We start from the raw sequence: 12662 nt of genomic DNA on the forward strand, positions 1-12662 counted from the left end.
CGGTGTCATCCTTTTTTGTCCGGTAAGTCCGGTTACTTGTTAAAGAACCATTGTTCTCCGGCAAAATTCTGGGCAATTCCCCAGCCTTTATCGCTAATATTGCCGATTCGGGCATTGACAGCTACCGGTGCGGCGATGTCCTCGCTATGAATGAAATACCAGTATTGATCGCCGATCTTCGTACGGATGTCATTCCGTTTCACAAGCGCTTCCTCCAGCGAAAGTTCACGCAGAGCGAAGATAGCCTGGAATAAATCCTTCGCCTCCTGCGGCGGTTCTTCACCCAGCTTGCCGCCGGAATTCCACCATTGATCCCACAACGGAGCCCATGTATTCTGCCCCCATTCCGTGCGCGCCCATTGTACGGGCCCGGGAGTGAAGGCTATCGTTGCTTTCAGTTCATTCGCCTTATTGCGCGTTGTCCACAGAGCGCCGTCGATTTGCTTAAGCGTCACATCCAGCCCAAGCTGCTTCCATTGCTCCGCCACCAGCTGTGCCAATACAATATAATCGCTGTTCGCAGAAGATATTTCGAACGGGATCGTGAATACATTTCCGTCCGGACCTAACCGCAGGCCATCCGCACCTTTCTTCAGTCCAATTTCATCTAAGATTTGATTGGCCTTCTCCACGTTATGCTCGATGCTCTCAATCTCCGATGGCTTTGCGAATCCATAGAATACCGTATCCACGATCTCGTTCTTGTCCAAGCCCAGATTCAGCGCCTCGCGGAACCTTACATCCCGCACCACTTTGCGCCATACGGGATCGTTGTATGTCAGATTCAAATGGATGTCATTCGCTGTCCGGTGCAGATTGTTGATATATACCTTATAACCGCCCTTCTGTTCATTCTCCTTAAGCAGTGGGACTTTAGGAATCGAGATGAACTCATAGGAGTGATCGACCTCTCCGGCTAATATTTTCAAATTCACCATTTCGATGTTTTGCACGAGTGTGCTCTGGAGCTTATCGATGTAGGGAAGCTGATTTCCCGCTGAATCCACCTTAAAGTAATACGGGTTCCGCTCAAACTCGATCACATCGCCCGCTTTCACTTGGATATAGGGGGAGAGCACCGGGAAGCCCACCGCTTTGGGCTGCGTAATCTCGTTATTGAGCACATCCTTGGAGACAAACAGATTCACCCATTCTCCAGGCTGAAATCCGGCGGATTTAATGAGGGGCTCAAGCTCTGCCAGCGGGGTATATTTCACATGAAACTGCTGCAGATAATGCTTGGGCTTTAGAAAATCGGTATAGCCCTTCCATCCTTGAACGGCCAGCTGGATCAGAAATCCTCCATAAGGCTTATCGAAGCTGATCTTAAATGTATGCTCATCGACAACCTCGAAGGTGAACGGTTTGCCCGTCTCATCCGAGGAAGAGACCAGCCATAACGGGAGGGTCGGGGTCAGCTCCTTATTGAATAGAACGTCTTCAACAGCGAACTTCACATCATCGATCGTTACAGGCTTGCCGTCCGACCACCTCAGCCCCTCCCGCAGCATGAACGTGAATACCTGCTGATCGTCGCTGACTTGATAGCTTTGCACCACATTGGGGGTAATCTCTTCACCCAGCACGCCAGGCGTGTTAACCAACGGCTCATTCTCGATAATGAAGAGATCCGAGTCGGAGATGACGTCAGTGCGAACCGTGCGCAGGGTGCCGCCATACGTACCGATTTGGTAGTCCAACGCGTCCTTCGGGAGCTCATTGGTCAGCTTCGGTTCCTTCGGCAGTCTGTCCTGCACCGGCGGAAGGCCCTTCCCGTCCAAGAAAGGGGATTGCTTATAGTCGGCCGTATTCCCCTGCGCTTGAACAGGCTGGTCAGCGGGCTGAGCTGAATCTGCGGGCTTCACCACTTCCGAATCTGAGACTGGCGTGTTCACCCCAGTCGATTCGCAAGCGGTCAATACGGTAACAAGCATGAGTGAGACTGCAAGCAAATAGGGCGTGATTTTTTTCAATATTTTCTCCTCCTAAAGTTTTCTGGAGCTATACTCCTTCGATTAATCATCGCAAGAAAACTACTTCGTAAGCATACGCTTCGTTTTCTGGAGCTTTACTCCTTCGATTAATCATCGCAAGAAAACTACTTCGTAAGCATACGCTTCGTTTTCTGAAGCTTTACTCCTTCGATTAATCATCGCAAGAAAACTACTTCGTAAGCATACGCTTCGTTTTCTGAAGCTTTACTCCTTCGATTAATCATCGCAAGAAAACTACTTCGTAAGCATACGCTTCGTTTTCTGAAGCTCATTATCTTCGAAATAGCATGTTTCTGCTGCAGTAGATCATTAAGCACGGGCAGATAGCTTTCTGCCTTCAGAGAGCTGCCCCTTCAACCAGTAATCCAAGCGCAGGAAAGGATCCTGATGCTGCTTTAGCTCCGCGTACAGCTTCTGCCGAAGCTCTGATAATGTCTCCTCGTACTCCTTCTCGCCGATTACATTGGTAAGCTCGTCTGGATCATTCAGCAGATCATACAGCTCATCAATATCAGTCAGGTTCCAGATGTACTTCCAATGGCTGCTGCGTATCATGCGTTGGTTGAACAAACCGAACTGCTGCCCGTTATAGGTCGAGATCACTTCCGTCCTCCAATCCTCAGGCGGATCGCCTTCGAACAAGGGAACCAAGGATTGGCCGTGAAAGAATGCTTTCGCAGGCAAGCCGGTCAGCTGCAGCAGCGTCGGCGGCAAATCCAGCAGGTTATAGACAAACTGCTCACTTGTCTGACCGGTATGGATCGAGCGTGGATATTTCATGATGAACGGAACACGAACCACGTCGTCGTACAAAATATAGTGTTTATCCATCATGCGATGGCCCCCGCACAGATCTCCATGATCCGAGGTATAGACCACGATCGTGTTGTCCTCAATACCGAGTTCTCGCAGCTTGTCGAGCACCATGCCGATCGCCGCGTCCATCTGACTAATAATCGCATAATACCGGCGGACAATCGGTTCCCAATCCTGCCAGGTGTAGTCCTCGATTCGCCAATTCAGCAGCTGCTGCTTCTGGATATAAGGCTTGTTGAGGAATGTTTCCGAGAAGCTGCGCCACTCCGGTATGACCTCCCCTTCATAGAGATCGAGGTACGATTGATGCGGCTGGCAGGGCAGATGAGGCTCGGGAAAATCAAGCCGAATATGCCAGGGCTTATCTTCGGCCGTATACTGCTCGACCAGCTCTACTGCCCGGCTTGCAAGCCAATGAGTCCTTGTATCCTGCAGTGCCACGCGATCAACCTCTCCGATATAGCCATTCGTAAATTCCGCCTCTGGATAGGCTTCCTGCCGGTGCAGACGGTAATCATGCTCCCCCACATAGTCGTCAAAGCCGTAGAAGGCTGGTGAATAGTCCTGGTTTACGTGCCACTTTCCCACATAACCCGTTCGATATCCGGAATCGCGAAGCTCCTTCGGCCATGTGTAAGCAGTCGGCTCCAATTCTTTGTTTGGAACCAGATCCGCATTCCAGAAGGACTCGAAGCTCTCCGGCCGAACGCCGCTCAATAAGCTTTGCCTTGCGGGACAGCACAGAGGGATCGGCGTGTAGGCGTTCGTAAACCGGATTCCATCATCGGCGAGGCGATCCAGATTCGGCGTCTTCACAGGATAATCCCTGCTGGAGCCGATACAATCGTACCGGTGTTGATCAGATAAGATGAATAAAATATTGGGTTTCACTGCCATCCGCGATATTTCTCCTTTCAAAACCAGCGCAAATCATCGTAGAAAAAAACAAAAAGACACCTGGTTTCGCAAAGGTTGCGATGACCGGTGTCTCCATTCAAATGGTCGACTGGATATTCAGAATAAGTTCCATAATTCCTTCGTCCCTGGTGATCCAGAAGACATGATTTCTAAGAATTAAACCTACTATAAAACCTTATTCCGATTATGTCAATCGGATTTTGTTTATTAGTTCTAATTTTGCCATTATCGACCCTATAGCTGCCTTAATTCGTTCCACAACAAGGCGAATATCCATTCTCGTCATCTATCATGAGCAGATAGATACCAATGAATGATAGGAGCAGAATTTAATAGATTTAGGGATATTGACCAGTACGAGCTATGTGTCCTACACGTATATATACATTACATTACCGCATCTTAAATCCATATGAAGGGGGAAATCATGGTCAGGTAGCGAGAACGAATAAGCAAGAATAACGGAAAAAAGCCGCAGCTAGAGAAATAGAAAGCTAACTTCTATCCTGGAAAAGAGGTTAATCATGCACGATTTAATGGTTATCGTAACCGTATGCTCCTTCCTCTTAACAATCGGCTTTATATTCTGGCGTCCTACCGTTAACGAAGCGATACCGGCAACAATCGGCGCGTTCTTCGTGCTCCTCAGTGGCAGTGTTTCTCTGATGGACTTGGAAAAAATAACTGAAACAATTGGCGGAGCAGCAGTGACGATCATGGCGACCATCGTCATGGCGATCGTATTGGAAAGCTTCGGATTCTTCAGCTGGGCAGCCGAAATTCTGACCAAGAAGGCGAAAGGATCGGGAATACGGCTCTTCTGGCTCACGAATCTATTCTGCTTTCTCATGACACTCTTCGTGAACAATGATGGCAGTATTCTCATAACAACACCGATTTTACTGCTCCTGCTGAAAAATATGGGACTGAAAAACCATCAGAAATTACCTTATCTAATATCCGGCGCTTTAATCGCCACTGCATCCAGCGCCCCGATCGGAGTAAGCAATATCGTTAATCTAATCGCATTGAAAATCGTTCATATGGATTTGTACATGCACTCAGCCATGATGTTCGTCCCCGCGACTTCAGGTTTAATCCTTCTTGCGGCGCTTCTGTTTCTAATCTTCTATCGGGTGCTTCCGAAGAAACTGCCTGAAGCCGCACATTGGAATCTAGCACCTGGCGGGCATCCGTTAAAAGAAAAACTGCTGAAGGAAAACCGCAACAAATTCATGCGCAATATTCTCATATTCGTTTTCGCCGTTCGCGTGAGTCTGTTCGTAGCCTCCTATATTCATTTTCCGGTTTCCTTAATGGCTGTCATCGGCTCGTCCTTTCTGCTTGCATGGCGTTGGTATTATCTGAAAATATCCCCTGCCGATATGCTGCGTAAAACGCCGTGGTATATCCTTATCTTCGCCTTCAGTATGTATGTCATCATCTACGGACTGAATAACATCGGTTTGACCGAATGGCTCATTCACGTGCTCCAACCGATTGTGTCAGGAAGCTTGCTGAATGCAAGTGTTTGGATGGGGGTCGTGATCAGCGTACTGTCCAATTTATTCAACAATCACCCGGCATTAATGGTAGGAACGATTACCTTAATGAGCATGGGGCTGGAGCCGCTCACATTAAAAATTTCATACTTGGCAAGCGTCATCGGCAGCGATATTGGTTCGCTTCTACTGCCAATTGGTACCCTGGCTACTTTAATGTGGATGCATATCGTTAGAAAAGGCGGCGTTAAGATCAGCTGGGGACAATATTTGAAGGTAACCGCTGTTGTCGTGCCGATTACCGTCATCTTCACCCTCGTGTTCTTGTCCTACTGGGTTTCATGGTTATTCTAATAGGAGGGATTTAAGTTGAAGGATTTCCAGGCCTTAATAAGCAAGAAGGTTTTCGTTGATCTATCCGGAAAAGTAAGGCTATCAGGAAAATTGGTCGATGCGGGTTCTGATATCATCGTTCTTCTTCACCAAGAACGATATCTCTATATCCCCCGCGTCCATGTGCATCAAATCAAAGCCGACTTGTCCGATAACGAGGAAACAAGCACGGCGCCGCAGCTGCCGATGGAATACGAGAACGAGAATATCTCGATGAAAGATATTCTCGATCAGGCAATGGGGCTGTTCTTGGAATTGAATGTTAGCGGACATGTTCCCATGCATGGCTACCTAACTGCCGTCATGGAAGATTATTTGGTTCTTCACTCTCCAGTATACAAGCAAATTCATGTCTCATTGCATCATATGAAATGGCTGATTCCTTATCCGGTTCATCATGTTCCCTATTCGCTAGACCGTATGTCCCTTGCGGTTAAGCCGTACAACAGCCCGCTGCCGCCTACGTTTGAAGAGCAATGCAAGCGAATCGAGGGTAACCTGGCCGTATTCGATCTCGGCCATACGATCGGTTTCATTCAACAGGTAAGCTCTGGGACGATCACGTTTATTGATGCCAACGGCAATCCGATGTACTGGAATGTTGCGCATCTGAAGTCGTTGTATCTGCCATGAATACGGAAGTCAGGATGCACCTTTTTCAATTGATTAAGGAAGAACGTCCACACCCTCAAAAAAAGAGACCTCCACTTGGAAGGTCCCGGAAAAGAGATCAATGCACACCTTATTCTATGAGAAAAGGATCGATAAAGAATGGGTAATTAACTAAACTGCAAAAAGGAGGCGATTTGAGCAGAGCCCATAACCTCTCGGTTAGGGGCTTTGTTCACGTATTCCCGGATTCGAGTCGTCATCCTCGACAAACCTTTGGAGCGCAGATAACTTATTTTCCCAGTAGCGTTCATAATAGGAAAGCCATCGTTTTAGCTCCTGGAGAGGCTCCGGATCAAGTCTGTAACGCGTCTCCCGTCCGACCTTCCGTTCCTTCACAAGACCTGCTTCAGCCAATACCCGAAGATGCTTGGATACGGCTGTCCGACTCATCGGATAATGCCCGCTTATAACAGTAACCGGCATTTCTTGATCCACAAGCAGCTTCAATAGGCTCCGTCGAGTAGGATCAGCTATGGCTTGGAACACGTCATGCTTTTGCGGCGACGCATTCATTAATTCCCCTCGACATAGGCCGCGAGGGATTTCTGCAGACCGCCCCAGCCTTGCGACATTCTCTCCCGTACCCGCTCATGGGATTCACCGAATTCAGTAACCTTGTCCACATCCCAGCCTGAATGGATAAGCGTGAACTCGGTTTGACCTTCCAGCTCGACTAATTCGAAGGAAAGGGTCCAATCCTTGCCCCACTTGAATGATAGCCGGTGAGGCGGATTGATTTCCGTTACTTTACAAGGAGAGCTACCAAACGGTCCTGCTTCAAGTATAAATTCATATCCATCAATCGGTTGAAAATTGTTGGGCATGAACCAGGCCGCGATGCCCTCCGATGTAGCGACGGCATCCCATACCTTCTGGATCGGCGCTTTGAGAATCAAGGTCTGACGAATGTCAGGTAAAGTTTGTTGATTATTATTCATACGAATTCGCTTCCTCTCTAGATCATTTTTTCTTACATGGATGTTTAATATGCATCCTTTTGGTTTCGTATTAATAATATGACACCAATAGGTTTCGTGTCAAGATAGGCTAACAAAGGAGTCCAACGTTGAAGCTTCGCCATATGTTGATAGCATCCCCCATAAAGGAGAATGCTGATGGCGACTTTTTATGAGGCTTTAAGACAAAACAGAAGGCTTTCCCCAATGCTTCGAAGGCCTGAGGTTAGAGGTATCGGTGTCGGGTATGCGGATCCCGATAAACCCTCCCGTGGAGCGGCAATTATCGTATACACGAAAAAGAACATCGTCACTGCGGAAATTAACAAAAGTATCGGAAGGACAATCGGATCAAAAATTCCAGTTCGATTTATTTCATCCGGCCCCTTCAAACCGCATGAATCAGCTCCACCGAAAGTAAAAATGTCTCGACGTATGTCGGCGCCGGCTAAGAGAGTGCGCGCAGCGTTTTTCCGCAGTAGAATCCGCCCGGTGCCAGGGGGTACAAGCATCGGCAGGTTCAGAGGGACTGGCGGGTCTACGGGGACTTGCGGTCTCATCGTAATCAGGAATAACCAATTGTATATGTTGAGTAATAATCACGTTATTATTCAAGATAACCAATTCTCCGCAACGATTCTTCAACCGGGACCAGCGGATGGAGGCCAACTGAATAATGATGTAGTCGGCAGGTCCGTGCAGTTTGTTCCGTTTAATTTAACCGGTCCTAACTTCATGGATGCCGCGATAGCACAGCCTTTGTCAAACTCTCTTCTGAATCCGCGATACTTGGTCAGCACAACGGGCCAATTGATTACGCCCCGTGGTAATTTGAACAGTTATGCTGTCGGAAACCGGTTTTATAAATCAGGCCGTACAACTGGCCTTGTCTTCGGTACTGTCGAAAGTATCGGTATGCAAGTGAACGTCGGACCGTACCCTGAGCTTGGCGGGGCCTTCTTGCAATTCCGCAATCAGACCGTACTGGCAGGACCGAATAACATATCCCTTCCAGGCGATTCCGGTTCTGTATGGATGAGCGGGGGATTTGCGGCTGCTTTGAACTTTGCCGGAAGTGGCACTCGTTCGATCAGTACCCCGATAGCAAGCGTTTTGTCGACTTTTGGTTTGCGGGTAGCCGCCCCTGCAGGTGCAGGTGTTTTCAAGGCAGGTGCCGTTAAAGGCGCTGCTCCTAAGGGGAACTTTGCCTATGTTCAGCCGTTATCGAGCGTACAGCGAAAGCAAGTGCGTGTCATTCGCGCCGTATCGCCGAAATAGTTCTCTCAAAAATCAACCTGCCTTCGCCTGGAATGAAAGCCGGAGGCGGCGATCTTCTTTTGCATGCAAGTGATACGCCTGTTACGTCTGTTGATGTAGCAGCTTGATACAAAGATCAACGAAAACAGCCCATCAACGACGTAATCATCATCGTAAACGGGCTGTCGATTACAGTAATTTTTCAAACCGATTGAATCCGCCGGGAGCCTGTCCCTTGAATTCGTAACCGATCCGGCTGTAGAAGTCGTTCAACACCGGATTATCCGCGATACAGTCCAATCGGATCCGATCCTTACCCTGGAATCGGATCCCTTCTTCTGCCCATCGCATCATATCCTGACCGAGCGATTTGCCTGCATGATCGCGGCTGATGGCAAGCCGATGCAAGTAAATCGCACCTTCATGCCCCTCATCGCCCCATAACCTCCGATCCCATTCGCTAGGCTCCGGAAGAAGGATCATGATACCGGCTAGGAATTCGCCATGCTTGCACATAAAAACATTGCCGCGGGAAATCGACCCTGTTGTGTCATGATTATCTCTGCCCTCCAGCAATCCGCTCCATTGATGCGATCCTTTGCTTCTCAGCCACTTTGCGGTTTGAATGAGCAGTTCGAGTATGGCTGCCGCATCCTCAGGCTTCGCCTGCGACGCACGAGCCTCCTGATTGACGCGATCGTTAATGATGCGATATTCGTTCATGAAGTACCTCCATCATGAGTGTGTTAGTCCTGTCCATTATACCACTCATGGCTGTTTGGAGCGTCATGACCGCTTTTTCTCCATACAATATTACGCTCAGAATCGATGGTGAAGCCGAATTTGGTATAAAAGTGGTACAGTCTTGCATCATGCTCCTTATTATCGGTGGCCTGCATATGCCCGTCGATATAATCGATATTCTTCTGTCTAGCGTTGTCTAACAGTTGATTCATCATGATCGTGCCGTAACCGTTGTTGATTTTGTCCCCAAGTATTCGGATGTACAGGAGCCGCCATGCATGCTCGCGCGGTTTCTTCTGAATGAACATGGCAAGATCATTCTGATACCGTTTGGTCGTAACACCTGTTTGATATACAATTCGCGCAAAAATATCATACCCGCTCTGCCCCGTATAGAGAATAACGGTATGGCCTTCATTCGCTTGTACAGCCCGGATGACCGTGCATCCGTCCTCTTGAATGAGATTCATCTGCGTGTTGACGATCGCGGGAACAATCATGCCTACACACCACCTATTCAAGCTTACGGTACATCCTATTGTCACGGGTTACAGGTTATACATTCTTTCTTAGCCGGTTCCTCAGCTATTCTGTCAGATTCGATACAATTTCTTTCAGATGTCCAATGGATTGCCGTGCATAATCATCAAAAACAGCATTTGACCCGATACTTGCCGCAGCCAAATATGGATTCGAGACTGGAGGCAGAAACTCCATCGTAAGCGCCCCCCGATAGCCGATTTCAATTAATGCTCGGATGACCTCGGTGAAATCCGTCTGTCCCAGCCCAGCCGCTTCCCGGGTATTATCCGCAATATGAACATGAACGAGACGAGAAGCGATTTGCCGAAGAGCTTGCACATGATCCCGCTCCTCGATATTCATATGAAACAGATCCGCCATAATGCCAACATGAGGGTGGTTAACCTGCTCAGCCAATTGCTTGGCTGACTCAAGCCTGTTAACTAAATATGTTTCGAAACGATTAAGCGCCTCAATCGCCAAATACACGTCTTTACTTGCCGCATACGCTCCCGCATGACGCAGACTATCGACCGCCAGCTTCCATTCCTGTCCGGAGCTCGTAAGCGGGCTTGTCCGGCCAACAGAAGTCGGGACAACAATGACAATTTTCGCTCCCAGCACCGCAGCCATATCCACACAATCTTTCACATATTGAACGGCTGCGGTTCTTGTAGCAGGGTCATGATGCGACAGATCCCGGTCTGCGGAATAAATTCCGCAAATGGATGTGCAGGCAAGTCCAGATTCATTCATCAACCGCCTAACCTTGCCAAGATCGGTCGATCCCGGCTCGCCTGCGAGCTCGATACCATCGTATCCGAACTTGCGCAGCCGTTCAAAGCTTGCTTCGAGCTCTTCCTTGCCAAAAATCCACTGTGTCGCGCTATAAGAGAACATACCGATCTCACTCCCCATTCAAAATACTGTATCTCCTTCCCATCGACAATTAAGGTTATCGGCAGAGAGTCCGGATTCCAGCGTGTAAAAGAACCCCATTGCAACATCTGAACAGTGTCAGTCATCACAGTGGGGTTATAAGTTGCGTTTACGATTGTATGCTCATAGCCTTCCTACTTAAGGGCATCTTCCAGCAGACTGCGATGACGGAGCATCCAAGAAGCTGCGCGAATTCGCCAAGCGAGACCCCATAGCGGGCCTTCGCTCTCCATCTTCACATCGGCCTCCACGGCTTCCTCAGCCGCTTCGCGAACGGCAACCTCGATAATGAGATCGACGAAGCCTCTCCGCTCTTCTTGAGTTAGTCCGTATCCATCTAGAAGAAGCCGCAGCTGCCGAGCTCTTATCTCTGGAGACGGCAAGCCCACGCGGCTTGCGACATCCTCGTCGTCAAGCTGTGGAAACAGCCAACAGACTCGCGCCAGCTCCGCCAACGAATTGACGGGACCGGTGAATTCCCAATCAATAAGACCGATCGGCAGCCCATCCTTCGTCACCATATTCCAAGGCGCAATATCGCCATGGCTGATGATCTGACGGCCGTTACCGGCTATGCCGCGAAGAAACCAAGGCTGCCATACCGCGTTCTCCGCAGGCGTATATGATGCCGCAGTATCATGAAGACGGCGTACGAGCCGGCCGACTTCTACAAGACCTTCATCACTCCAAGGGGCGGGATGTACGAATTCCCCTTGAATGTATTCAAGAGTCTCGCGGCCAGACGCATCGGTTCCGCTGCCTACGATGCCAGGTGCGGCCGAGAAGCCATGTTCTCTTAGGTGACCTAATAATGCATGAATATGGGGGGTCCATTCCCCCGCAGGCCGTAACACAACGTCTCCTTGGCGGGAAACCGACTTAACGGTAGATAGGACGGTCTCATTCTCGACCGGGTTCATTTCATTTTCTTGATGATTTGGGTTGTTCATATGAATCCCCTTCCAAATTAGCGGGGGTCACACGGGTTGACGGGCAATTATGCGCTTCCCCCTAATAGTAAACGCCCGAGCTGATACCTGTTCTTCCACGAACAATCGCCTCCTCTTATTTATTCCTTTCATAGTAACATATGGAATGGCCTGCTTGGAAGAGAAGGATGGTAAGGCATAAAAAAACTGGAGCCGATCGGCTCCAGCGGTAACAACTTATCTGACAGCGGGGATATCTTGCCCGTTTACACCGGCACGTATATTTCGGATGCGGAATCCTTATCCAGGTACAGCTGCCAATTCGAATGCGATTTCAACATCGTCGCAGGACAGTTAGGATCGAGCTGCGACCGCAGCGTCATGCCGATGGCTCTCGCCTTCGCTTGTCGAGGTACACAGGATATGATTCGCAAGCTTCTCATAATTTGCTTGACGGACATGCTGATCGCTTGCTTGGGCACATCTTCCAACGTAGCGAACCAGCCCTCTCCCACCTGCTGCTGCTTGCAGGTTTCATTCAGATTGACGATATGATACGGATCTGCCTTGTCAAAATCGGCAGGCGGATCATTGAACGCAATATGCGCGTTCTCTCCAATGCCGATCAATGCCAGATCAATCGGAGCTTTAGCGATTTCCTCATTCAGTTGGCGTACCGTTTCTCCGACATCGCCTTCTCCATCGACAAGCCAATATTGGCCGATGTTCACATGCGCTAGGAATCGCTCCTTCAAATATTTGCGGAAGCTAGCGGGATGCTCCTCCGGAAGCGCAATATATTCATCCAAATGGAACATCTCCACCTTGTCCCATTGTATATCGAGTCTAGTGAAATGCTTCAGAAACTCGAACTGCGAGGCTCCCGTAGAGAGAGCGATGCGTGCCCAACCCTTCTCCGCAATGATTTCCTTAAGCGCAGCTTCACAGGCACGCGCAGCCTCGAGTCCGAGTTGGTCGGCATTGTCCAATATATGAATTTGCATCGTGATTTTACCTCCC

General features: G+C 49.0%; 12 protein-coding genes. 3 read left to right on the forward strand and 9 right to left on the reverse strand.

The annotated features are described in order from the left end of the window. Positions 1-32: 32 nt before the first annotated feature. The gene (locus NNL21_RS15190) at positions 33-1973 is read right to left on the reverse strand and encodes an ABC transporter substrate-binding protein (RefSeq protein ID WP_204818121.1); all 1941 of its coding nucleotides are present in this window, start codon (positions 1971-1973) and stop codon (positions 33-35) included. 330 nt (positions 1974-2303) lie between these two features. After that, the gene (locus NNL21_RS15195) at positions 2304-3707 is read right to left on the reverse strand and encodes a sulfatase family protein (protein WP_204818122.1); all 1404 of its coding nucleotides are present in this window, start codon (positions 3705-3707) and stop codon (positions 2304-2306) included. A 545-nt stretch (positions 3708-4252) separates the two neighbouring features. Here NNL21_RS15195 and NNL21_RS15200 point away from each other — a divergent pair. Beyond that, positions 4253-5584, forward strand: a complete 1332-nt coding sequence (locus tag NNL21_RS15200; RefSeq protein ID WP_204818123.1) for an arsenic transporter — start codon at positions 4253-4255, stop codon at positions 5582-5584. A gap of 15 nt (positions 5585-5599) precedes the next feature. Beyond that, positions 5600-6256, forward strand: coding sequence for a YwrJ family protein (locus tag NNL21_RS15205; protein WP_204818124.1), 657 nt, complete (start codon positions 5600-5602; stop codon positions 6254-6256). Positions 6257-6454: 198 nt separating this feature from the next. On the opposite strand, the gene NNL21_RS15210 is transcribed toward NNL21_RS15205, so the two are convergent. Next, positions 6455-6808, reverse strand: a complete 354-nt coding sequence (locus NNL21_RS15210) for an ArsR/SmtB family transcription factor (protein WP_204818125.1) — start codon at positions 6806-6808, stop codon at positions 6455-6457. Beyond that, positions 6808-7233 carry an SRPBCC family protein gene (locus tag NNL21_RS15215; protein ID WP_204818126.1) on the reverse strand — a complete coding sequence of 142 codons (426 nt, stop codon included), beginning with the start codon at positions 7231-7233 and terminating at the stop codon, positions 6808-6810. Before NNL21_RS15215 ends, NNL21_RS15210 begins: the two co-directional genes overlap by 1 nt. 603 nt (positions 7234-7836) lie before the next feature. Here NNL21_RS15215 and NNL21_RS15220 point away from each other — a divergent pair. Further along, positions 7837-8529, forward strand: a complete 693-nt coding sequence (locus NNL21_RS15220; protein WP_256555265.1) for a chymotrypsin family serine protease — start codon at positions 7837-7839, stop codon at positions 8527-8529. 168 nt (positions 8530-8697) lie between these two features. Here the strand turns inward: NNL21_RS15220 and NNL21_RS15225 are convergent, their stop codons facing one another. From NNL21_RS15225 to NNL21_RS15245, 5 genes are all read right to left on the reverse strand, one after another. Beyond that, the gene (locus tag NNL21_RS15225; protein WP_204818128.1) at positions 8698-9231 is read right to left on the reverse strand and encodes a GNAT family N-acetyltransferase; all 534 of its coding nucleotides are present in this window, start codon (positions 9229-9231) and stop codon (positions 8698-8700) included. Positions 9232-9254: 23 nt separating this feature from the next. Beyond that, on the reverse strand, positions 9255-9752 hold the full coding sequence (locus NNL21_RS15230) for a GNAT family N-acetyltransferase (RefSeq protein ID WP_204818129.1): 498 nt from the start codon (positions 9750-9752) through the stop codon (positions 9255-9257). Positions 9753-9837: 85 nt separating this feature from the next. Continuing rightward, positions 9838-10692, reverse strand: a complete 855-nt coding sequence (locus NNL21_RS15235) for a sugar phosphate isomerase/epimerase family protein (protein ID WP_204818130.1) — start codon at positions 10690-10692, stop codon at positions 9838-9840. 155 nt (positions 10693-10847) lie between these two features. Then, positions 10848-11663, reverse strand: a complete 816-nt coding sequence (locus NNL21_RS15240; RefSeq protein WP_256555266.1) for an aminoglycoside phosphotransferase family protein — start codon at positions 11661-11663, stop codon at positions 10848-10850. Between the two features lie 245 nt (positions 11664-11908). Next, a complete protein-coding gene (locus NNL21_RS15245; protein WP_204818131.1) occupies positions 11909-12646 on the reverse strand; it encodes a glucosamine-6-phosphate deaminase in 738 nt (245 codons plus the stop codon). Positions 12647-12662: the final 16 nt, after the last annotated feature.

This window comes from Paenibacillus mendelii (genome assembly GCF_024498075.1).
Lineage (GTDB): Bacteria > Bacillota > Bacilli > Paenibacillales > Paenibacillaceae > Paenibacillus_Z > Paenibacillus_Z mendelii.